At 62.3% G+C, this 22,232-nt stretch carries 20 protein-coding genes; 9 read left to right on the forward strand and 11 right to left on the reverse strand.

From position 1 onward, the window contains the following. The first annotated feature begins 31 nt into the window (after window positions 1-31). Window positions 32-319 carry a pyrimidine/purine nucleoside phosphorylase gene (gene ppnP, locus L4G42_RS00205; protein ID WP_237252176.1) on the forward strand — a complete coding sequence of 96 codons (288 nt, stop codon included), beginning with the start codon at window positions 32-34 and terminating at the stop codon, window positions 317-319. Window positions 320-340: 21 nt separating this feature from the next. Here the strand turns inward: ppnP and L4G42_RS00210 are convergent, their stop codons facing one another. Continuing rightward, window positions 341-2,119 carry an ABC transporter transmembrane domain-containing protein gene (locus L4G42_RS00210; RefSeq protein ID WP_237252177.1) on the reverse strand — a complete coding sequence of 593 codons (1,779 nt, stop codon included), beginning with the start codon at window positions 2,117-2,119 and terminating at the stop codon, window positions 341-343. 290 nt (window positions 2,120-2,409) lie between these two features. Here L4G42_RS00210 and L4G42_RS00215 point away from each other — a divergent pair, with 290 nt between their 5' ends. Beyond that, window positions 2,410-2,586, forward strand: a complete 177-nt coding sequence (locus L4G42_RS00215) for a PA1571 family protein (RefSeq protein ID WP_166650608.1) — start codon at window positions 2,410-2,412, stop codon at window positions 2,584-2,586. A gap of 268 nt (window positions 2,587-2,854) precedes the next feature. Here L4G42_RS00215 and pdxB read toward each other — a convergent pair whose 3' ends face one another. Together pdxB and tusA are read right to left on the reverse strand one after the other, a co-directional pair. Further along, a complete protein-coding gene (pdxB, locus tag L4G42_RS00220) occupies window positions 2,855-4,003 on the reverse strand; it encodes a 4-phosphoerythronate dehydrogenase PdxB (protein ID WP_237259096.1) in 1,149 nt (382 codons plus the stop codon). Between the two features lie 88 nt (window positions 4,004-4,091). Further along, window positions 4,092-4,346, reverse strand: coding sequence for a sulfurtransferase TusA (tusA, locus tag L4G42_RS00225; RefSeq protein WP_237252274.1), 255 nt, complete (start codon window positions 4,344-4,346; stop codon window positions 4,092-4,094). A 230-nt stretch (window positions 4,347-4,576) separates the two neighbouring features. On the opposite strand from tusA, the gene L4G42_RS00230 reads away from it, so the two are divergent. Genes L4G42_RS00230 through L4G42_RS00255 form a run of 6 tightly spaced genes read left to right on the forward strand, consistent with a single transcriptional unit; the run spans window position 4,577 to window position 10,661 of the window. Beyond that, window positions 4,577-7,519: a monovalent cation/H+ antiporter subunit A gene (locus L4G42_RS00230; protein ID WP_237252179.1), complete on the forward strand. Its 2,943-nt coding sequence runs from the start codon at window positions 4,577-4,579 to the stop codon at window positions 7,517-7,519. After that, entirely contained in the window at window positions 7,519-7,863 is a 345-nt protein-coding gene (locus L4G42_RS00235) for a Na+/H+ antiporter subunit C (protein ID WP_237252180.1), read from the forward strand. The genes L4G42_RS00230 and L4G42_RS00235 overlap by 1 nt, the downstream gene beginning before the upstream one ends. After that, entirely contained in the window at window positions 7,860-9,539 is a 1,680-nt protein-coding gene (locus L4G42_RS00240) for a monovalent cation/H+ antiporter subunit D (protein WP_237252181.1), read from the forward strand. The genes L4G42_RS00235 and L4G42_RS00240 overlap by 4 nt, the downstream gene beginning before the upstream one ends. Then, window positions 9,536-10,024, forward strand: coding sequence for a Na+/H+ antiporter subunit E (locus L4G42_RS00245; RefSeq protein ID WP_237252182.1), 489 nt, complete (start codon window positions 9,536-9,538; stop codon window positions 10,022-10,024). Before L4G42_RS00240 ends, L4G42_RS00245 begins: the two co-directional genes overlap by 4 nt. Beyond that, window positions 10,021-10,299, forward strand: a complete 279-nt coding sequence (locus tag L4G42_RS00250; protein WP_065986223.1) for a K+/H+ antiporter subunit F — start codon at window positions 10,021-10,023, stop codon at window positions 10,297-10,299. Before L4G42_RS00245 ends, L4G42_RS00250 begins: the two co-directional genes overlap by 4 nt. Beyond that, window positions 10,296-10,661 carry a Na+/H+ antiporter subunit G gene (locus tag L4G42_RS00255; protein ID WP_237252183.1) on the forward strand — a complete coding sequence of 122 codons (366 nt, stop codon included), beginning with the start codon at window positions 10,296-10,298 and terminating at the stop codon, window positions 10,659-10,661. Before L4G42_RS00250 ends, L4G42_RS00255 begins: the two co-directional genes overlap by 4 nt. A gap of 107 nt (window positions 10,662-10,768) precedes the next feature. On the opposite strand, the gene L4G42_RS00260 is transcribed toward L4G42_RS00255, so the two are convergent. Then, window positions 10,769-11,236, reverse strand: a complete 468-nt coding sequence (locus tag L4G42_RS00260) for a hypothetical protein (RefSeq protein WP_133776506.1) — start codon at window positions 11,234-11,236, stop codon at window positions 10,769-10,771. A gap of 859 nt (window positions 11,237-12,095) precedes the next feature. Here L4G42_RS00260 and L4G42_RS00265 point away from each other — a divergent pair. Then, window positions 12,096-12,332, forward strand: coding sequence for a DUF2789 family protein (locus L4G42_RS00265; RefSeq protein WP_237252184.1), 237 nt, complete (start codon window positions 12,096-12,098; stop codon window positions 12,330-12,332). 93 nt (window positions 12,333-12,425) lie between these two features. Here the strand turns inward: L4G42_RS00265 and L4G42_RS00270 are convergent, their stop codons facing one another. From L4G42_RS00270 to L4G42_RS00300, 7 genes are all read right to left on the reverse strand, one after another. Then, complete coding sequence (locus tag L4G42_RS00270; protein ID WP_237252185.1) at window positions 12,426-13,889, reverse strand: T6SS phospholipase effector Tle1-like catalytic domain-containing protein; 1,464 nt, start codon at window positions 13,887-13,889, stop codon at window positions 12,426-12,428. 259 nt (window positions 13,890-14,148) lie between these two features. Continuing rightward, a complete protein-coding gene (locus L4G42_RS00275) occupies window positions 14,149-15,771 on the reverse strand; it encodes a methyl-accepting chemotaxis protein (RefSeq protein ID WP_237252186.1) in 1,623 nt (540 codons plus the stop codon). A 186-nt stretch (window positions 15,772-15,957) separates the two neighbouring features. After that, complete coding sequence (locus L4G42_RS00280) at window positions 15,958-16,362, reverse strand: TraR/DksA family transcriptional regulator (protein WP_237252187.1); 405 nt, start codon at window positions 16,360-16,362, stop codon at window positions 15,958-15,960. A gap of 428 nt (window positions 16,363-16,790) precedes the next feature. Next, entirely contained in the window at window positions 16,791-17,813 is a 1,023-nt protein-coding gene (locus L4G42_RS00285; RefSeq protein WP_172613062.1) for an ABC transporter permease, read from the reverse strand. A gap of 110 nt (window positions 17,814-17,923) precedes the next feature. Then, window positions 17,924-19,486, reverse strand: a complete 1,563-nt coding sequence (locus L4G42_RS00290) for a sugar ABC transporter ATP-binding protein (RefSeq protein ID WP_237252188.1) — start codon at window positions 19,484-19,486, stop codon at window positions 17,924-17,926. 80 nt (window positions 19,487-19,566) lie between these two features. Next, complete coding sequence (locus L4G42_RS00295) at window positions 19,567-20,493, reverse strand: sugar ABC transporter substrate-binding protein (RefSeq protein ID WP_237252189.1); 927 nt, start codon at window positions 20,491-20,493, stop codon at window positions 19,567-19,569. A gap of 558 nt (window positions 20,494-21,051) precedes the next feature. Continuing rightward, a complete protein-coding gene (locus tag L4G42_RS00300) occupies window positions 21,052-22,071 on the reverse strand; it encodes a Gfo/Idh/MocA family protein (protein WP_237252190.1) in 1,020 nt (339 codons plus the stop codon). Window positions 22,072-22,232: the final 161 nt, after the last annotated feature.

Here is a 22,232-nt window from a genome sequence, read left to right on the forward strand (position 1 = left end):
CCTTTTCCAGCCCTTCCCAAGGAGATCAGCCATGTTCAAGGTCAACGAGTATTTCGACGGTACCGTCAAATCCATCGCCTTCAAGCAAGCGGCAGGCGACGCGACCATCGGCGTCATGGCTCCCGGAAAATACAACTTCGGCACCAGCGACCGCGAAATCATGCACGTGATTTCAGGCGAGCTGAAAGTACTGCTACCGGGCGCCAATGATTGGGAAACCTTCAAAGCCGGTGCGGATTTCAAGATCCCGGCAAACGTCAAATTCGACGTCGAAGCGACCGAAGAAACCGCTTACCTCTGCGAATACCGCAAAGACTGATGCGCAGATTCAGGTCGGCATTCAGCCGGCCTGCTCCACCCCGGCGTTGAACTGCAAGGCGGCCAGCCGCGCGTACAGCGGGTTGCTGGCAATCAGCTCCCGATGGGTTCCCACCGCCACCAATTTCCCCTGATCCATTACCGCAATACGGTCCGCGTTCTGCACCGTCGCCAGTCGATGGGCGATCACCAGGGTCGTACGGCCCTTCATCAACGTCGGCAACGCCTGCTGAATCAGGTACTCACTCTGGGCATCCAGCGCACTGGTGGCTTCGTCGAGCAACAGAATCGGTGCATCGGCCAGCAAAGCTCGCGCGATGGCCAACCGCTGACGCTGCCCGCCCGACAAGCCCATGCCGCCGTCACCCAAGTGCGTCTGATAACCCTGGGGCAGCAGCTGAATAAACTCATGGGCATGGGCAATCCGCGCTGCTGCCTCCACCTGCTCGACACTCGCGGCCGGGTTGCCGTAGCGAATGTTGTCCTCCACCGAGCCGAAAAACAGCGCCGGCGTCTGCGACACCCAGGCGAAGCAACGGCGCAGGTCCAGCGGATCGAGGCGTTCGGCAGGAATGCCATCAATCAGCACGCGCCCTTGCTGCGGGTCGTAGAAACGCAGCAGGAGGTCGAACAGCGTTGACTTGCCCGCGCCGGAAGGCCCGACCAGCGCCAGGGTTTCCCCCGCGTCGACGGTCAGGCTCAAGCCGTCCACGGCATTGCGTTCCGGGCGTGAGGGGTAGGCGAAACTGAGGTTTTCCAGCGCCAGGCGGCCGCTGATGCGTTTGGGCAGCGTGAGCAGATCGCTGGCGGGCGCAGTGATTTCGCTGCGCGCCTGCAGCAATTCGGTGATGCGCTCTGCCGCGCCCGCCGCCCGTTGCATTTCGCCGATGACCTCACTGAGGGTGCCGAATGCGCTGCCGACGATCAGGCTGTAGAACACGAACGCCGCCAGCTCGCCGCCGGAGATGCGGCCGGCAATCACGTCCATGCCGCCGACCCAGAGCATCACGCCCACCGCCCCCAACACCAGCACGATCACCAGGGTAATCAGCCACGAGCGTTGCAGAATCCGCTTGCGCGCCGTCTCGAATGCGTCTTCGGCGGTCTGCGCAAAACGCTGCCGATCCTGCTCCTGATGGTTGTAGGCCTGCACGGTTTTGATCTGACCCAGCGCCTCGGACACATAGCTGCCGACATCCGCCACCCGGTCCTGGCTCTCCCGCGACAGGCTGCGCACGCGCCGCCCGAAAATCAGGATCGGCGCGATCACCAGCGGCAATGCCACGACGACGATGCTGGTGAGCTTGGGATTGGTGAAGAACAGCAGAATGATCCCGCCGATGACCATCAGCGCGTTGCGCAGGAACATCGACAGCGACGAACCGATCACTGACTGCAGCAGGGTGGTGTCAGCGGTCAGCCGTGACTGGATTTCCGAGCTGCGATTGTTCTCGTAGAAGCCGGGGTGCAGGCTGACCAAATGGTCGAACACCTGCTTGCGCAGATCGGCAACAACGCGTTCGCCGATCCAGGAGACCAGATAAAAACGCGCGAAGGTGCCGACCGCGAGCGCGACCACAAGCCCCATGAACAGGGCGATGGTTTCATTGAGCAGCGTCGGTGAACGGGTCATAAAGCCCTGATCGACCATCAGCCGGATGCCCTGCCCCATCGAAAGGGTAATGGCGGCGGTGACCACCAGCGCAAGCAACGCACCGATGGCCTGCTTGCGGTACGGCGCGATCATGCGCAGGGCAAGACGAATGGCATGCCGCTGGCGGCCGGAAAAGACTGAAGCCATGGAGTACACCCACAAGACGAATCAGCCGCAGAGCCTACACCTCCCTCCCCGCGCACGCTCGTCAGCTTTCGCTGAACTCCGCGCGCTGCGGTCAGTCAAGAAATGCTGTTACGCCAGTGCGCTTGCCCCCCTGGACACCGCCTTCCCCGGCGACTTGCCCCCCTGGACACCGCCTTCCCCGGCGACTTGCGACCGTGCTGGCGAAGCAGGTCGGTCAAAGCGGGTGTCACTTCGCAGTCATGCAGGCGTGGCTACTATCGACGCGCACTTACCTGATGAGGAGACAGGCCATGAGCTTGCAAAGCAGCAGCAATCAAGAACCCGTGTTCCGCCCTCAACCCGAACTGCAACTGGGCGGTGCGATTCTCGACAGAAACGGGCAGGAAATCCTGATCACTGAAGAAATGGTCCAGGCCGCCTGCCAGGAATGCGAGAAGTACTGGGTGCAGCCCGAAAAACAAGATTGATGCGCAGATTTGATTGAAACCCGGCCCGGTTGCCGGGTTTTTTATGGGCGCCGATCGGCGTCATACGGCGTAAGGCGGCTTGAGACCCTGTTTGCGTACAACGTTGACCCTGCTCCGTAGGAGCCGGCTTGCTGGCGAACCCGATTGTTCAGTCACTGCAACTGCGCCTACGGAAATGCGTTCGCCATCAAGCCGGCGCCGAAGGATTCGCGTCCATGCCAAGATCGGTGGCCAGTGCTGGCATTCACGCTGTCGCGCAGTGCACGACTCACTCAGTGACAACCTGAGCGCCCAAGGCCTCAACGATCTGGCGCAACGCTGCCGACTCGCCGTTGATACGAACCCGCAGGCTGTCGATTTCCCGACGCGGCGGATAATGCTTGCGCAAGGCGTCGAAGGACAGGCGCTGGCTGTCGGCATCCCCCACCAGGCTGCGGCGAAAATCCGCGTCGTCGCGACGCGGATCGTAAACGCCGCGGCACAGCGCGTTCAGCGCCCAGACCGGGTCCGTCGCGGCATCCAGCGTGACCTGTGCCAGCCATGGCTTGGGCAACAGGTCTTCCAGTTTGATGCTCGTCGGTTGGCCAAGGTGCGCGCACAGGGCCTGATAGATCTGCGCCGTGCCACGCTGCCGGCCGTCGAGGCTGTAGCCAGCGATATGCGGCGTGCCGATGACGCACAGCTCGGCCAGCTCGACGTCGACCGCCGGCTCTTTCTCCCAGACATCCAGCACCGCTTGCAGGTCTTCGCGCTCCAGCAGCACATGGCGCAGGGCGGCGTTATCGACCACCGGCCCGCGCGCTGCATTGATCAGCCAGGCGCCGTGCTTGAGTTGCTGCAAACGGGCGCGGTCGAACAGGTGCCAGGTGGGTGTGTCGCCGGTTTTATCCAGGGGTGTGTGCAAGCTGATCACATCGCAACGGGCGATGATCTCGTCGAGGCTGACGTAATCGCCGCCTTCGCTGGACTGACGCGGCGGGTCGCAGACCAGCACGTTCCAACCAAAGCCGCGCAGGACCTCTATCAGACGACCGCCGACCTGACCCGCGCCGACGACGCCGTAGGTGCGACTGGCGAGCTCGACGCCTTCGATTTCCGCCAGGGTCAGGAGGCTGCCCAGCACATAGTCCACCACGCCACGGGCGTTGCAGCCCGGGGCGCTGGACCATTGAATGCCGGCTGCTTTGAAGTAGTCGAGGTCGAGGTGATCGGTGCCGATGGTGCAGGTGCCGACAAAGCGCACGGGCGTGCCTTCGAGCAAGGCGCGGTCGACCCGGGTGACCGAGCGCACCAGCAGGATCTCGGCCTCGGCGACGGCAGCGCGGTCGAGCGTGCGGCCCGGGTGACGCTGGATATCACCGAATCCTGCAAAAAAGGCGTCGAGCAAGGGAATGTTTTCGTCGGCAACTATGCGCATGTCAGGGCTCCTGGAGTGGCCGCAGTGTAGGCGCCAGAACCCTGCCGAGCCAGCGCGACGCGAAAAGCGTCAGCGGGTACGCAGCCAATCAGTCGAGCTTCTTGCGGATCCAGTACAGGAACTCACCGTCGCCAGCCTGTTTGTCCACCAACTCGTGGCCGAGGAAAACACAGAATTTGGGGATATCGCGCTGGGTGGACGGATCGGTGGCAATCACCTTGAGCAGGCCGCCGGGCGGCAGGTCACGCACTTTCTGGTGCAGCATCATGACCGGCTCGGGGCAATTGAGGCCGGTGGCGTCGAGCACGGCATCGACGGCGGGGCTTTTAATGGAATCAGACATGGGGCCAATGGAATCAGACATGGGGCGCTCCGGGAACAGGCCGGCATTGTCGCTTAATTGGTGTGGTACGCCAAATCGGGCAGCCGGGCTTCAGGCGAAAAACGGTCCGTCAATTGCCATGGACTACGCTGCACCCTACAAACTTTGTAGGATTCTGCGACATCTTGGCGTTTGGTCATCCCGGACCCGCCCCGTATGATCCTTGACATTTCTCCGCAGATCAGAAACCTATGTCCCTGATAGTTCTACTGCTTCTGCCTTTCATCGGCAGCTGTATGGCGGCGCTTTTGCCGCACAACGCACGCAACAGTGAATCCATCCTCGCCGGCCTGATCGCCTTGATCGGCGCGGTGCAAGTGGCGCTGTGGTATCCGCAGATCGCCCACGGCGGGGTCATCAGAGAAGAGTTTTTCTGGCTGCCCAGCCTGGGCCTGAACTTCGTCCTGCGCCTGGACGGTTTTGCCTGGCTGTTCTCGATGCTGGTGCTGGGGATCGGCGCGCTGGTGTCGCTGTATGCGCGCTATTACATGTCGCCGGACGACCCGGTGCCGCGTTTTTTCTCGTTCTTTCTCGCGTTCATGGGCGCCATGCTCGGGCTGGTCATGTCCGGCAACCTCATTCAAATCGTGTTTTTCTGGGAGCTGACCAGCGTCTTCTCGTTCCTGCTGATCGGCTACTGGCACCACCGCGCCGATGCCCGACGCGGCGCTTACATGGCGCTGATGGTCACCGGCGCCGGCGGCCTCGCGCTGCTGGTCGGGATGATGCTGCTCGGGCACGTTGTCGGCAGTTATGACCTGGATCGCGTGCTGGCCTCGGGCGATGCGATTCGCGCCCACGCGCTCTACCCCGTTCTGCTGACGCTGATTCTGATCGGCGCACTCAGCAAGAGTGCGCAATTCCCTTTCCACTTCTGGCTGCCCCACGCCATGGCGGCGCCGACACCGGTGTCGGCGTATCTGCACTCGGCGACGATGGTCAAGGCAGGGGTATTCCTGCTCGCGCGCCTGTGGCCATCGCTGTCGGGCAGTGAACAGTGGTTCTGGATCGTCAGCGGCGCGGGTGCGTGCACGCTGGTGATCGGCGCCTATTCCGCGATCTTTCAAAACGACCTCAAGGGCCTGCTGGCTTATTCCACCATCAGTCACCTGGGGCTGATCACCCTGCTGCTGGGCCTGAACAGCCCGCTGGCCGCCGTCGCCGCCGTGTTCCACATCCTCAACCACGCCACGTTCAAAGCGTCGCTGTTCATGGCGGCGGGGATCATTGACCACGAAAGCGGCACCCGCGACATCCGCAAACTCAGTGGGCTGATCAAGCTGATGCCTTACACCGCGACGCTGGCGATGGTCGCCAGCGCGTCAATGGCCGGGGTGCCGCTGCTCAATGGCTTCCTGTCGAAGGAAATGTTCTTCGCTGAAACGGTGTTCATCACCTCGACCGACTGGGTGGAGATCGCCCTGCCGGTGATCGCCACGATCGCCGGGATTTTCAGCGTGGCGTATTCCCTGCGCTTCACTGTCGATGTGTTCTTCGGCCCGAAAGCCACGCGCCTGCCCCACACGCCCCACGAGCCGCCGCGCTGGATGCGCGTGCCGGTTGAACTGCTGGTGCTGGCCTGCCTGATTGTCGGCATTTTCCCCGCGCAGTCGGTCGGGCCGTTGCTTGCCGCCGCGGCGCAGCCGGTAGTGGGGGGTGAACTCCCCGAATACAGCCTGGCGATCTGGCACGGGCTGAACGCGCCGATGGTCATGAGCCTGATCGCCATGGCCGCCGGGATCCTGCTGTACCTGCTGCTGCGCGGCCCGATCAAGCGCAAACAGGTCAATGGGCCACCGCTGATCTGGCGCCTGAACGGCAAGCGCATGTTCGAGCGCGTGCTGGTGCTCAAGATGCGCGCCGCACGCCGGCTCGAGGGGCTGTTGACGACACGTCGCCTGCAGGCGCAGCTGTTTTTGATGGTGCTGGCCGCGCTGGTCGCGGGTTTCGTGCCGATGTACGAAAGCGGACTGAGTTGGGGGGATAGACCGAAGATTCCGGGTTCCGGCGTATTTGTGATGCTCTGGCTGATCGCGATTGCCTGCGCCATCGGCGCCGCCTGGCAAGCCAAGTACCACCGGCTGGCGGCCGTGACCATGGTCAGCGTCTGCGGGCTGATGACCTGCGTGACCTTCGTCTGGTTTTCCGCGCCTGACCTGGCGCTGACCCAACTGGTGGTGGAAGTCGTCACCACGGTGCTGATTCTGCTGGGCCTGCGCTGGCTGCCGCGACGCAACGAAAACGTACCGCCACCCTCCCAGGCGCGACGCCGGGCCAAGGTGCGGCGGATCCGCGATTTCGTCCTTGCCGTGGCGGTGGGTGGCGGCATGGCGGTGTTGTCCTACGCGATGCTGACGCGGCCGACGCCGAACACCATTTCCGAGTTTTACCTGAGCCGCGCCCTGGCCCAGGGCGGCGGCACCAACGCCGTCAACGTCATGCTTGTGGACTTCCGTGGGTTCGACACCTTTGGCGAAATCACCGTACTGGCCGTGGTGGCGCTAACGGTCTTCGCCCTGCTGCGCCGCTTCCGTCCGCCTAGAGAAAGCATCGCCCTGCCGGCACAACAGCGGTTACTGGCCCGCGACGTGGTCACCGATCTGGTGAATCCGCGCCACGCCGCCGATACCGCACTGGGCTTCATGATGGTGCCGGCGGTGCTGGTGCGCCTGCTGTTGCCGGTGGCCTTCGTGGTGTCGATGTACCTGTTCATGCGCGGGCATAACCAGCCGGGTGGCGGTTTCGTGGCCGGGCTGGTCATGTCGGTGGCGTTCATCCTGCAATACATGGTCGCCGGCACCCAGTGGGTCGAGGCCAACATGAGCCTGCGGCCATTGCGCTGGATGGGCACCGGGCTGTTCTTCGCGCTGGCCACGGGGCTGGGTTCGATGGCCCTGGGTTATCCGTTCATGACCACCCACACCGCCCATCTCGACCTGCCGATACTGGGTGACCTGCACATCGCCAGCGCGCTGTTTTTCGACATCGGCGTGTACGCGGTGGTGGTCGGCTCGACGCTGCTGATCCTCACGGCGCTGGCTCACCAGTCGGTGCGCAGCCATCGCCCGACCTCGCTGCCGCAGCCCATTGAACCGGTCCCGGCCGATAGCCCGATTTCACAAGGAGCGATCTGATGGAAGAAGTCATCGCCATTGCCATCGGCGTGCTCGCCGCCTCCGGCGTGTGGCTGATCCTGCGTCCACGGACCTTTCAGGTCGTGATGGGCCTGTGCCTGCTGTCCTACGGCGTCAATCTGTTCATCTTCAGCATGGGCAGCCTGTTCATCGGCAAGGCGCCGATCATCAAGGACGGCGTGCCCCAGGACTTGCTCAATTACACCGATCCCCTGCCCCAGGCGCTGGTGCTGACGGCCATCGTCATCAGTTTCGCCATGACCGCACTGTTTCTGGTGGTGCTGTTGGCTTCGCGCGGTCTGACCGGCAACGACCATGTCGACGGTCGGGAGCTGGGTGAATGAGCGTGATGAATCAACTGATCGTCGCGCCGATTCTGCTGCCGGTGCTGACTGCCGCACTGGTGCTGTGGCTCGGCGAGAAACACCGCCCGCTGAAAGCACGGATCAACCTCTTCTCCACCGGGCTAGGCCTGGCCATCGCCATCACGCTGATGATGTGGGTGCAGAAGACCGGCACCACCGGCTCCATCGGTGTGTACCTGCCGGGCAACTGGGAGGCGCCGTTCGGCATTATGCTGGTGGTCGATCACCTGTCGGCGCTGATGCTGGTGCTCACCGGCATCGTCGCCTTCTGCGCCCTGCTCTTCGCCCTGGCCCGCTGGGATCGCGCCGGCGCCAGTTTCCACGCCCTGTTTCAGATCCAGTTGATGGGGTTGTATGGCGCGTTTCTCACCGCCGACCTGTTCAACCTGTTCGTGTTCTTCGAGGTTTTGCTGGCGGCGTCCTACGGCCTGATGCTGCACGGTTCGGGACGGGCGCGGGTGTCGGCGGGCTTGCATTACATCACCATCAATCTGCTGGCCTCGTCGCTGTTCCTGATCGGCGCGGCGTTGATCTACGGCGTCACCGGCACGCTAAACCTGGCGGACCTGGCGATAAAGATCCCTCAGGTGCCGGGGGGCGATCTGGGCCTGCTGCACGCGGGCGCGGCCATTCTGGCGGTCGCGTTTCTGGCCAAGGCCGGCATGTGGCCGCTGAATTTCTGGCTGGTGCCGGCCTATTCCGCCGCCAGCGCACCGGTGGCGGCGCTGTTCGCGATCATGACCAAGGTCGGCTTCTACACACTGCTGCGGTTGTGGACGCTGCTGTTTTCCGGTCAGGCCGGCGCGTCGGCGTTCTTCGGCGGAGACTGGCTGATCTGGGGCGGCATGGCGACCGTCACCGTCGCGGCGATTTCCGTGATTGCCGCCCAGCGCCTGGAGCGCATGGCCAGTCTGAGCATTTTGGTGTCGGCGGGGATTCTGCTCTCGGCGGTGGGTTTCGCGCAGCCGAGCCTGACCGCAGGCGCGCTGTTTTATCTGGTCAGCTCGACCCTGGCACTCAGTGCGCTGTTCCTGCTGGCGGAGTTGATCGAGCGCTCGCGATCGGCCAACGACATCGCCCTCGACGAAGACGCCGACCAGTTGCCCAAGGCGCTGGAGTCCTTGCACCCGGTGCCGGGGACCAATCTGGATGACGAGCAGAAAGCCGTGGTCGGCCATGTCATCCCCTGGACCATGGCGTTTCTGGGCCTGAGTTTCATTGCCTGCGCGCTGTTGATCATCGGCATGCCGCCGTTGTCGGGCTTCCTCGGCAAGCTGACGCTGATCAGCGCCCTGCTCAATCCGTTGGGCCTTGATGTGGCGAAGGACGAAGCCATTCGTGGCGACAGCTGGACGCTGGTGGCGCTGCTGATTATTTCCGGACTGACGTCGCTGTTTGCTTTCGTGCGTGTAGGCATCAAGCGCTTCTGGACGCCCCAGGAGCACGCGGCGCCACTGCTGCGGCTCAACGAATGCCTGCCGATCGCCTTGCTGGTGGGCTGCGCCATCGTACTGACGTTCAAGGCCCAGGCGCTGCTGCATTACACCCAGGACACCGCGCAGGCGCTGCATGACCCGCAGCAATACGTGCTGTCGGTGATGGCAGCGCGGCCGAAACCGGGGCCTGCTTCGGCAGCGGCGCAGGTGCAGCCATGAAGCGCCTGTTTCCCGCGCCGCTGTTGTCCCTGTCGCTGTGGGGATTGTGGCTGTTGCTCAACCTGTCGCTGAGCCCGGGCAATCTGCTGCTGGGCGCCCTGCTCGGCTTCTTCGCGCCGTACATATTCGCGCCGTTGCGCCCTTCGCCTGCGCGGATCCGCAAACCCGGCGTCGCCTTGCGCTTAGTCCTGCTGGTGGGTCGCGATGTGGTGGTGTCCAATCTGGCCGTCGCCTGGGGCGTGCTGCGAGCGGGCCGCCGTCCGCCGCGCTCGGCGTTCGTCAAGGTGCCGCTGCACCTTCACGACGCTCACGGCCTGGCGGCGCTGGCGATGATTTGCACGGTGGTGCCGGGGACGGTCTGGTCTGAACTGGCGCTGGATCGCAGCGTGCTGCTGATGCATGTGTTCGATCTGGACGACGAAGCGGCCTTCATCGAGCACTTCAAAAGCACGTACGAACGGCCACTGATGGAGATTTTCCAATGAGCGCCCTGCTCACAAACGCGATTCTGTTTACGCTGTCGGTGTTCACCCTCGCCATGGTCCTGACCCTGATTCGCCTGTTCAAAGGCCCGTCGGCGCAGGACCGGGTACTGGCGCTGGACTACCTGTACATCCTGGCGATGCTGATGATGCTGGTGCTGGGCATTCGTTACGCCAGTGATACCTACTTCGAGGCGGCGCTGCTGATCGCGCTGTTCGGCTTCGTCGGCTCATTCGCGCTGGCCAAATTTTTGTTGCGCGGCGAGGTGATCGAATGAATTCATTGCAGGTGTTGCCGTTCTGGGTCGAAGTCCTGACCGCTGTGCTGCTGGTGCTGAGCAGCCTGTTCGGCCTGATCGGCGCGCTGGGTCTGCTGCGCATGAAGGACTTTTTCCAGCGCATGCACCCGCCCGCGTTGGCCTCGACCCTCGGCGCGTGGTGCGTGGCGCTGGCGTCGATCGTCTACTTCTCGGCGCTGAAGGACGGCCCCTTGTTGCACGCGTGGCTGATCCCGATCCTGCTGGCAATCACCGTCCCGGTGACCACCCTGCTGCTGGCGCGCACCGGTCTGTTTCGCAAGCGCATGGCCGGTGACGACGTGCCACCGGAAGTCAGCGACGGCAGACAGCAGGGGCATTGAGCCTGGGCCTATAAGCTTTTTCAAAGCACAGACAGACCCGCCACCCATCGCTTGGGCGGGGGTGATGTGGGCGCGTTCCGTGTGCAGGTTTTTTTGAAGCGCTGTTCTTACTCGCTGGCTTTGAACGTCAGCTCGCCCTTGCGCCATTTGGCGGCTTTGGCAGTGGCGGCTTTGAGGACTTTGCTCAGGCCGGACTGAATCTGTTCGTGGGCGGCGAACACCATGAAGATGCTGTGGGACTCTTTGAAGACGATGCCGTGGCCTTCAGGCACTTCGACAAAAGCGTATTCACCCAGGCCGTAGATGGTCATCTTGATGTCGCGGAAGCGGATCTCGAACTTGCCGCCTTCGCGGCTGGGCAATACCGCAGCACGGAAGTGGTCACCCACTTTCAGTTCCAGCCCGGGTTTGTCATCGACCACCAGTGCGGTTTCGGTGTCGATCTCCGACATGTAAATGCCTTCAGGGGATTGTTCGATGACATAAACGAATCGCGCCTGGAACAGCTTCACCAACTTCGCGCGCACGTCGCCGAGCACGAATAACGCGTGGGTATCCAGATTACCTACTGCCAATGTACAAACTCCCAACCTGATAGGAACTCGCCCGGACAGGAGACCGGGCGAGAAAGAAACGAGAAATGGTGCGCCCTGAAGCCGGACGCTGGCGTGAGCACTGATTCTACCGGCAGTGAGTCCATAAGGGATATATCCCTTTCGTCCGCAGTGATGACGTTTTTGCCGACGTACCTATGTCGATAGGACCGGCTTCAGCCGGGAAGAGGCCCGTTTGGTCAACCTCAATTCTGCGGCGTGACACCTGACGCCTTCCCGGCTAAAGCCGGTCCCACTGAAAGCATGCGGTGTGTCCGTAGGACCGGCTTCAGCCGGGAAGCGGCCCGTTTGGTCAACCTCAATTCTGCGGCGTAACACCTGACGCCTTCCCGGCTAAAGCCAGTCCCACTGAAAGCACGCAGTGTGTCCGTAGGACCGGCTTCAGCCGGGAAGAGGCCCGATTGGTCAACCTCAATTCTGCGGTATAGCACACGACGCTTTCCCGGCTAAAGCCAGTCCCACTGAAAGCACGCTGTGTGTCCGTAGGACCGGCTTCAGCCGGGAAGAGGCCCGTTTGGTCAACCTCAATTCTGCGGCGTGACACCTGACGCCTTCCCGGCTAAAGCCGGTCCCACTGAAAGCATGCGGTGTGTCCGTAGGACCGGCTTCAGCCGGGAAGCGGCCCGTTTGGTCAACCTCAATTCTGCGGTGTAGCACACGACGCTTTCCCGGCTAAAGCCAGTCCTACCAAGAGCGCGCGCTGTGTCAGTGGCGCTTCAGGCAATCAGTTAGAACTCTTGCCAGCTCCTCGCACTCCCATGCAACAGAAGGTTACTCACTGACACGCCAATCCGGGTCCTCGACCCGTCCGGGAGAAATAATGGAAATCATGACACCGTCGCTTGAGCTCTTGTTCGAACAATTGGGGCTGGAGTCCGATCAGGCCAGCATCGACGCGTTCGTCGCTGGGCACCATCTGCCTGAGGGTGTGAAAGTGTCCGAAGCTGAGTTCTGGACGCCGCAACAAGGTGCGCTGTTGAAGGAAAAGATCCAGCTGGATGATGACTGGGCCCCCATCGTCGACGAACTGAACGTATTGCTGCACACGCCGACCTGACCCGGCGCACGCGTAAAAATGGCGGCCCCTCGAGGCTGCCATTTTTTTGCCTGATCCACCATCGTCGCCACCCGTTCTTTCAATGCAGCGCGCTCACTGCGGATAACCGGGCTGGCCGACATTGGAAAACGTCTGCCGCCCGTTCCGCGCAGGCGCGTGCACAAAAAGACCATCCACCAGCGCATCGCGCCGGGCATTGTTCCAGTGGGCCGAGCGATGGATGTAGCGCTGATACAACAGGGTCCGCTCGGCGTCGTTCAACACCCCGCCCTCGCCTTTTGCATGACTGATCAGCTTGGCGGCGATGGGACGCAATTCCGGTGGCAGGGTGATCTCCGCTGAATCGCGGATCGGCAAAAACGGCACACCTTCGTCACTCGCCAGCGTGTGCATCACCCGCAGATAGACGTGGGCCAGGTGGTTGTAGACGCGGCGCTCCAGCTTCACCGTCGCGACCACCGTCTTGACCCCGCGTGAGCTGCTGGCGAACCGTTCGAAACATTCAACCCCCAGCGAGGCGCTGTCATCGGTGGGGTCGAGCAGACGCCCGGCGTCGAGGGTGGACAGCTCGGCGTGGGCCTGCAGCCAGGCGTCCGTGGCGTCGTACGGCGTGCTGACGCTGACCAGACTGCGGCGAGGCCGGAACAGCGACACCTTCTCCACTTCCTGGGGCTGATACCCGCCGCCGATGTCCGAATGGCTGCCGGGCAGCACGATTTCCCGGGGCCAGTCGGGCTTGACGCTGTTGAGCACAAAATTGCGCCGGTGCTCATCGCCGGCCACCAGATGCAGCACCTGCTGCGCGCACCCGGGGGGCAGAAACAGATTGACCCGTCTGTTGACCGCATCCCGAACGCTACCCAGATCGGAAATCCCGCCCACAGCGGCCACCGTGTCGAACAGCCCGATGACCTTCAACCGCACGCTGCCGCTGGCCCATGAAAAGCTGTCCGAAAGCGGCAGCTTGCGGGGGTCGAGCACGGGGTCCAGCGCGCCCCGGGATTTTTTCAGCACTTCGTTGGCCAGATGCCGGGCCGACGCCGCACCCCGACTGAAGCCAAACACGTCCAGCTCCAGCGCCCCGATGGCACAACCCGGGTTATCGCTTTCAAACATCTGAAGTTCGTCGGCGAGTTTTTTGATGCCCCGCGACACTTTTGCCACCACGCCGGTGGTGCCGCGACCGAAGCCCTGGCCCGACACGCGGGAATCGCGCCCGCCAGAGGTTGTGCCAACGCCACTGACATACACCGCGCCATACACATAAATACCGTCTGCGTTAACGATGGCCTTGCGCTGTTGCCTATATAACCCGGCCAGTCTCGCGATATTGGTGGGGCTGTTGCTGTAACTGCTGCCGGGGTCAGTGTGTCGGCCGCCACATTCTTTTATATGCACGCCGCCGTAGACCTCCGCCATGGCCTGACAGTCGGCGCCAATCTGGCTGTTGACCCGGTTATTACCGGTCCCGTCGAAGAACACACCGAGGCGAACGGTGACTTGCTGCGCGTCGGCGCGGGCATCGGCCGGCGCCTGAGTGATATTTTTTTTTGTCATTTGATTCATCCGTGAGTGCTGACATGAGTCCCGAACAGGCAATTAAATATTCGGACATATACTCACAGGATGATCGCAGTTAACGTTCCGTCAACCGATGGAACTGCACTTCAGACGCGTCCTACTTCAATATCGGACGGTTAAATAATTAAACACCCTAAGTCTCACAAACCGGGCATTCGCCCGGAGCTGCAAGCTACCCGTTGCAAGCTACTAGATGCCCGCTCTTCGCTCTTCGCTTGTAGCTGCAACTTGCCGCTCAGGTTTTCTGCGGCCTATAGCCCAGACGCAGCCCGCCCCAATGCCGGCCCTTGACGATGATGGGCACGGAAAGATCGTGCATCAGTTCACCGGTGTCGCGCGTGTAGGTCTGCAACAGCACCGGCTGCTGGTGACTGCCGCAGCGAATGCCGGTGCGGTCGTCGAACTTGCGCTTGGTGCGGTTGTTCACCGCGTCGACCGCCGTATCGCCCGTCAGCGGTCGGCTGAACACCTGATTGTGGGTCGGCACGTAACCTTGCTGCGTGCAGGCGATGGCGAAAACCAGCCCCTCATGCCGGGTCAGCAGCGGTTCCTGAATGGCCGGCAGCGTCTGATCGGTGTAGCGGTCAAAGCGCGTCTGGAACTTGGCCGGCGAGGTGTTGGCGATGGGCTGATAAGTGCGGTCGAACAGATCGGTCAGACTGACCCGGCCCTGATCGATGTCCTGCTCGAACTTCGCGGCGATCTGGCTGGCGCCTTCCCGGGCGAGGTCGTAAATGCGCTGGTGGTAGTCATCAAGACCCACCTGAGCGAGGCGTTCGCTGATGGTTTCCGCCTGTTCCTCCATCTGCAACGCCGACTGCGCCAGGCGCCGGGTCTGATCATCGCTGATGGCAAGGTCGCTGCGCATTTGCTCGACGGCAACGAACAGGCTGCTCAGTTGCTCCTGATTGGTCTGGGCGCCCCGTGCGATTTCACCGACCTGCTGCTCCACCCCAACGGCCAGCTGAGCGATGCTCGCCAATTGCTGCCCGGTGGATTCGACCTGCGCCACGCCGCCACTCAGGTCACCCGACAACTGCCGAATCTGCTCGACCACCTCCCGGGTGCGCTGCTGAATATCAACGACCATCTCCCCCACTTCGCTGGTCGCGGTCGCCGTGCGCCCGGCCAGCCCGCGCACTTCATCGGCCACCACGGCAAAGCCACGGCCGTGTTCGCCAGCGCGCGCGGCTTCGATGGCGGCGTTCAGGGCGAGCAGATTGGTCTGGCTGGCGATGGACTGAATGACCGCCGTGACACGCTGGATGTCTTCGCTGCGCTGGCTGAGTGCTTCGATGAGTTCACGGCTGCTGTCGGCCCGTTCGCTGAGTTGGTGCATCAGGCCGATGGAGGCATTGAGGACGTCAAGCCCGGCCCCGCTGCTCTCCCGCGCCTGACTGGCGGCGGCCAGCGCTTGCTGGCTAAGCGTGGAGGTGGCGCGCTCGGTGGCGATCATCACGTCGGCGCTGCTGACGATCTGCTCGGCGGCATTGACCTGGGACTGCAGTTTGCGCGCCAGTTGCCTGACCGAGAACGCCACGGCCGCGGCAGACAGCGCGTTGTGACTGGTGCTTCGGGACAGATCCCGGGTCAGACGCGTCATGTTGTCTTCGCCCGCATCTGCCAGGGCGACGGGTGTTCGACCTGAAAATAATCGCGGCACCCACATAAACAACAGCGCGACCGGGAGGCACACGTAGACGGAGACATTGCCCCAGGCCATGGCGGCGAACAGCACGCACAGCCCAAGGCTTTGCAGGGCGGGCGTCAGCCAGCGCGAACCGGTGGCGACCTGCCCGTCGGCAGACGCGTGCGCCGGGTGGGAGAGTGTTGCTGCGTGACGACCTTTCGCATCCATGTCCGGGACCTGCCCTGCTTTCATTATTGTGAAAGCATTAAACGCCCAAATAGCGGCCATGCGCCATGCGTCATTGGTGGTAGTCGGTCGGAATGAACTGCGAAGGGGGGTTTTACCTGTGAAGCGCGTTAAAGGTGCGCAAGTGAACGGTTCGACCACCCGTTGCGGGCGGTCGAACCCGATGGATCACGCCTGACGCTGGTGGCGGTCGATCTGCTCGTGACGTTCCTGAGCTTCGATGCAGTACTTGGTGGTCGGACTGATCAGCAGGCGCTTGAGGCCAATCGGCTCGCCGCTGTCTTCGCACCAGCCAAAGGTGTCGTCAGTGATGCGGCTCAGCGCCATTTCCAGCTGCGGCAGCATGCGTTGGTCGCGGTCGATCACGTTCACCAGCCAGTGACGCTCTTCTTCCACGGAAGCGGCGTCGGCAGGGTCAGCCGGGGTGTCCAGGCTCTCGATCGCGATACGGCTCTGCTCGATGCGCGCGTGGATTTCGACTTTCATGGCTTGCAAGAGGTCGACGAAGAACGCGTGCTGCTCGGCGTTCATGTAGTCATCGGCCGGCATCGCCAGCAACTTTTCCTTGGTCATTGATTTCTCTATAAAAAAACGTGCATTAAGGCGATCTCAAAGGTGCGCCTCAACCTGGCATTAAACGCGCCGTAGTCTCGAAGCGCCGCTTGGCACTCAATTTACGAGGGGCGGCAGTCTAAGGCCGGGTTCGGTACTCGGCAACATAATTGATCAGGATTCGTCCAACAAGGGCTTGAATACCCGGTGGCATTGGTTCGCACCCAGGGTTGCGAGGTCATCGGCGAACGGTAGGAGCGCGCTTGCCCGCGCTAATAACGCCGCGGTGTATCCGAAGCACCGAGTGATCGTTCTTCGCGGGCAAGCGCGCTCCTGCAGTGATGTGTTGGGTCGCAGAGGGTGTCTGACCGGGCGCTGCGTGATCGGTTCAAACCGATAAAAACGAAAAGGGCCTGCGAACAGGCCCTTCTTGATAAGACGTCTACGGCTCAGCGCTTGAGCTTGCGCTTGTTGCGGTACTGATCGATGACCACGGCGACGACGATGATCAGGCCCTTGATGATGTCCTGTACGTAGGCATCGACGCCGACGAAGGTAAAGCCGCTGGCCATGACCCCGAGAATCAGCGCGCCGATGACCGTGCCGGTTATCCGACCGACGCCTCCGGCCAGGCTCGTGCCGCCGATCACTGCGGCCGCAATGGCGTCCAGCTCGTAGGAAACGCCCATGCCGGCCTGCCCCGTGGCCGCCCGCGCCGACGCCACCACCCCGGCCAGCCCGGCCAGCAGACCGGCGATGCTGTAGACGATGATCAGATGACGCTTGACGTTGATCCCCGAGGTGCGCGCCGCTTGCATGTTGCCGCCGATGGCATAGGTGTATTTGCCGTATTTGGTGTAACGCAGGGCGATGTGAAAGATCACCGCGACCACCAGAAAGATGATGACCGGCATGGCGCCCTGGCCGATCGCGGTGTAGGAATCATTCAGCATGCTCACTGGCTGACCACCGGTGTAGTAGCGAGCCAGGCCCCGCGCCGACACCATCATGCCCAACGTCGCGATGAACGGCGGGATGCCGGTGATGGCGATGATGCTGCCGTTGATCGCCCCGGCGAGCAAACCCACACCCAGCCCGGCAATGACCGGCGCCCACACCGGCAGGTCGGTCAGCGACGGAAACACCGCGCGGGTGTAGTCAGATGACTGCGCCAGGCTGGCGGCAATCATCGCCGACAGCGCCAGCACCGAACCTGACGACAAGTCGATGCCGGTGGTGATGATGACCTGGGTCACGCCGATGGCCAGCAGGCCAATGATCGACACCTGCAGAATCATCAGCACCAGCCGCTGGGAATTCATCAGAAAGCTCTGATCGCGGACGATCCAGCCGAACAGCTCGAAAATCAGGCCAATGCCGATCAGCACCAGGAAAATGCTCAGTTCGGTGGGCAGCCGACGCTTGTGCTTGCGAGGCGCCAGCGCGGGTTTGTTTTCCAGCATCGCGTTCATCTTCATGTGTGCCTCTTGTTCTTTTTCGACCCGACTGGGGCATTGCGACTGGGGCGTGGCGCAGTGCTCGAATCGGCGCTTCAGTGGCCAGAGATCTTGTGAATGGGGAGTCAGTGAACAGGGTTTCCGGAAGCCAGGTGCATGACCCGTTCCTGGGTGGCCTCTGCGCGGTCGAGGGTGCCCATCATTTCGCCTTCGTGCATGACCATGACCCGGTCGCTCATGCCCAGCACTTCCGGCAGCTCGGAAGAAATCATGATCACCGCCATGCCCTCGCTGGCGAGCAGGGAAATCAGCCGATAGATCTCGGCCTTGGCGCCGACGTCGATGCCGCGGGTGGGCTCATCGAGGATCAGCACCCGCGGGTTAGTCATCAGCCAGCGCGCCAGCAGGGCTTTCTGCTGATTGCCGCCGGACAGCGTGTCGATGCACTGCTCAAGGGACGGCGTCTTCACCCGCAGCTTTTTGCACATGTCTTCGCACAGCACGCGCAGGGCTTTCTGGTGGACAAAACCGTTGCCAACGTAATGGGGCAGAACGGCCATCTCCATGTTTTCCAGCACCGACAGGCACGGAAAAAGGCCGCTGAGCTTGCGGTCTTCGGTGAGCAGCGCAAAGCCTTTCTCGATGGCGAAGTGCGGGTCGCTGACACGGATCGGCGTGCCGTCGAGGAAAATTTCCCCGCGCGTACTCGGGGTGATGCCGAAGATCGTTTCAGCGACATTGGTGCGCCCCGAGCCCATCAGGCCGGCGATGCCCAGCACTTCGCCGGCGTGAAGGTCGAACGACACGCCTTCGAACACGCCGTTGAGCGCCAGGTCGCGAACCGACAGCAGCAACTTGCCGACTGGCTGGTCGCGTTCCGGAAACAACTGGGTGAGTTCACGGCCGACCATCATGGATATCAGGCTGTCGCCGTTCATGCTGTCGGCCCGTTGCAGGCCGATGTAGGCGCCGTCGCGGAACACTGCCACTTCATCGGCGATGGCGAACACTTCGTTCATCTTGTGGGTGATGTAGATGATGCCCTTACCCTGAGCGCGCAGGTCGGCAATGATCGAAAACAGGTGGGCCACCTCCGTCTCGGTGATGGCGGAGGTCGGCTCGTCCATGATCAAGACGTCGGAGTCGTAGGAAACGGCCTTGGCAATCTCGACCATCTGCCGCTCGGCGATGCTCAGGTTGCCGACCTGTTCTTCAGGATCGAGGTTGATGCGCAGGCGCTCCAGCAACTCCGCCGTGCAGCGGTGCATCGCGCGGTGGTCGACCATGTGCAGACCGTTGAGCTGCTCGCGGCCGATCCAGATGTTTTCGGCGATGCTCATGTGCGGCATCAGGTTGAGTTCCTGATGGATCATGGCAATGCCCGATTGCAGCGCCGCCAGCGGCGACTGGAACACCACCGGCTTGCCGCGCAGGCGGATTTCCCCGGTGTCGGGTTGGTAAATGCCGGCGATGATTTTCATCAGCGTGGACTTGCCCGCGCCGTTCTCCCCCATCAGCGCCAGTACGCTGCCGGGCCGCACGCGCAGTTGCACGTTGTCCAGTGCCACCACCCCGGGGAAGCCCTTGCTGATGTTGGTGATTTCCAGCAGATAAGGGTGCTCGGCGTCGTTCGCCGTCCCGGAGAGGGGCGGGTTCGTTGAAGCCGAAGCGGTTGCGGAAGCGAACATGGTCACAGGCTCCTCGGGTGACAGGGGCGGCAGAGGCACGGCGGCGCTCTGCCGGGTGTCAGTCGGTCTGAGATGAGCGGTTATTTGAAGGTGTTGACGTTGTCCGGCGTGATCAGCTTGAAAGGAATCACGATGGCTTGTTCAGGCAGCGTTTCCTTCTTCGCCAGCTTCACGGCCGCATCGATGGCGCCCTCGCCCTGCCCCTTGGCGTCCTGGAACACCGAGACCGAGAGGTCGCCTTTCTTGACTGCGCTCAGGCCGTCGGGCGTGCCATCGACACCGGCCACGAACACCTCACCTTTCTTGCCCGCCTGCTTCAGGGCCATGGCGGCGCCGATGGCCATTTCGTCGTTGTTGGAGATCACCGCTTTGAAGTCACCGCCCTGGGTCAGCCAGTCATTGGTGACGTCCATGCCTTTCTGCCGCTGCCAGGCGCCGGTCTGCTCTTGGGTGACCTTGATGTTGGGATAGTTTTTCAGGACTTCCTTGACCCCCGCCGTGCGGTCGCGGGTCGAGTTGTTGGCCAGCTCACCGAGCAAGATGACGACGTTGCCTTTGCCGTCCATTTTCTTGGCCAGGTATTCCATCTGCATGCGCCCGGCTTCTTTGTCGTCGGAGGTCACGGAAGCAACGCCTGCGGGCAGCTTCGGGTCGTCCGGGCGGCGGTTGACGTAAACCAGCGGGATGCCGGCGGCCGTGGCCATCTTGGTGATGCGGTTGGTGGCTTCGGTGTCGACCGGGTTGACGATGAGCGCATCGACTTTCTTGCCAATCAGTTCTTGCACCTGATCGAGCTGTTTGTTCACGTCATTGCGGCCATCGACGAACTGCAGATCGACGCCGCCCATGGCTTTGACTTTCTTGTCCATGTCCTCGCGCATGTAGGTCAGATAAGTGTCATCGAACTGCGACATGGACACGCCGATCTTCAGGTCGGCCGCCAGGGTGGCGCCGCTGCTCAGCATCAAGGCCAAAGCGAGCGAGGTGAAACGGAGCTGGGTATTCATGAACGGTCTTTCTCCAGATTCTTGTTGTTGTAATGACAGGGATGACGACTGCTGGAGGTGCTGACACTTAGCGCGGAACCGTTGGCGCCGTGTCTGAAAGGTGCGCGACCGAACCGCCCGATGCCCCGCACACCACAACGCCGCGGCTTTCGACGCAGAGCACGTGGGCGATGGTTTCAAGGGCGGATTCGAAAGCGGGCGCAGCGTTGCTCATTCGGCGGGCTACAGTGTGGAAAAGCGCGTGGGAAAAAGCTCGGGGAATGGCGGGAAGCGCGAGTAAGAAGGGACGGCAAGCCTGGGTGGCTGATCTGAAGATGTTCATCGGCGGTACCTGTCTGCGATTGGCTTTCTTGTTTTTGTGTCGCTCGTTCGGCCTGCTGCCGGGAGACCCGACACCAGGCGCTGACGGCGATCGTCGGCAACCTGGAAATGACTCTATTGGAAAATAATTTCTACTTCAACAGCTTTTAGAATTAATTTCTATTTTCGTTTTGATGCGCCACGTTCTGACTATCGGTAAGTGCTGAGCAGTCTGTCGGAGGCATCCGTGTGCGCGTCTTACAGCACCACCACCCTGCCCTCCATCGCGCTAATCCTCGCAGCATCCAGCACCTTGGCCGAGGCCACCGCATCGTTTGCATCCACGGGATTGCGCCCCTGATTCATCACCGCCTCCTGCAACTGCCGGTAAAACTCGGTCCAGCAGCCACGCTCCGACGGGACCCGCTCGCGGTGCTCGCCCTGCTCGAACCAGCCCCAGCGTCTATGTTCTTCCACGCCCCAGCGTTCGCCTTCGGATCTGGGGGACAACCCGGCCAATGCGGCAGCTTCCTGACCGTCGAGGCCCTCCACGGTATAGCAGCCCTGTGAACCGTTGACCCGAAATCGCGGGCCCTGGGCGTTTTGCAGGCAGTTGCCCCAGAGGTGCGAAATCACGCCGCTGTTATGGGTCAGCGAAATAAAGAAGCCGTGATCGACCTTTTGTTCCGGCGTCGCGAACTCAAGCTCGGCGTACACCCGCTTCACCGGCCCGAACAGCAGGAGCGCCTGATCCACCAGATGGCTGCCGAGATCGCGGAGAATGCCGCCGCCGCTTTCCTTGCCCACGGAGGAAGGCGAATAGCGCTCGACCCGGGACTCGAAGCGGCTGATGTCGCCGAAAACGCCCTGATCGATCAACTTGCGCACGGTGAGAAAATCCGAGTCCCAGCGGCGGTTCTGGTACACGCCCAACAACACGCCTCGGCGTTCGGCGGCGTCCACCAGCTCCTGCGCCGCCTGGGCATCCGGCGCGAACGGCTTGTCGCTGACCACGGGGACGCCGAGCTCGATGGCTTCAAGAATCAAGGCACGCCGGGAGGCCAGCGGCGTCGAGATCACCACCGCATCAACACCGGCGGCGACCAGATCGGCCAGGCTGTCAAAAGCCGGCACCTTGGGATAATCGTTGCGCAGGTCTTGGCGCCGCTCCGGCGAACGGGTGACGACGCCGGCAAACGTCGCGCCGGGCTGACTGGCGATCAGCGGCGCGTGAAAGTAGCGCCCGCCTTTGCCGTAGCCGATGAGTCCGATTTTCATGTGTACACCTCCTTGCCGTGTAGGAGCGTGGCTTGTCCCGCGATCGGCGACGCAGTCGTCGTCAATCAAAGCTGACGCGGTGTATCAGCCACACCGCATTGTCTGAATGTGCTGCCGGTTCCCGGCAGATCGCGGGACAAGCCACGCTCCTACATGGACTG

This window comes from Pseudomonas petrae, from assembly GCF_021728295.1.
Lineage (GTDB): Bacteria > Pseudomonadota > Gammaproteobacteria > Pseudomonadales > Pseudomonadaceae > Aquipseudomonas > Aquipseudomonas petrae.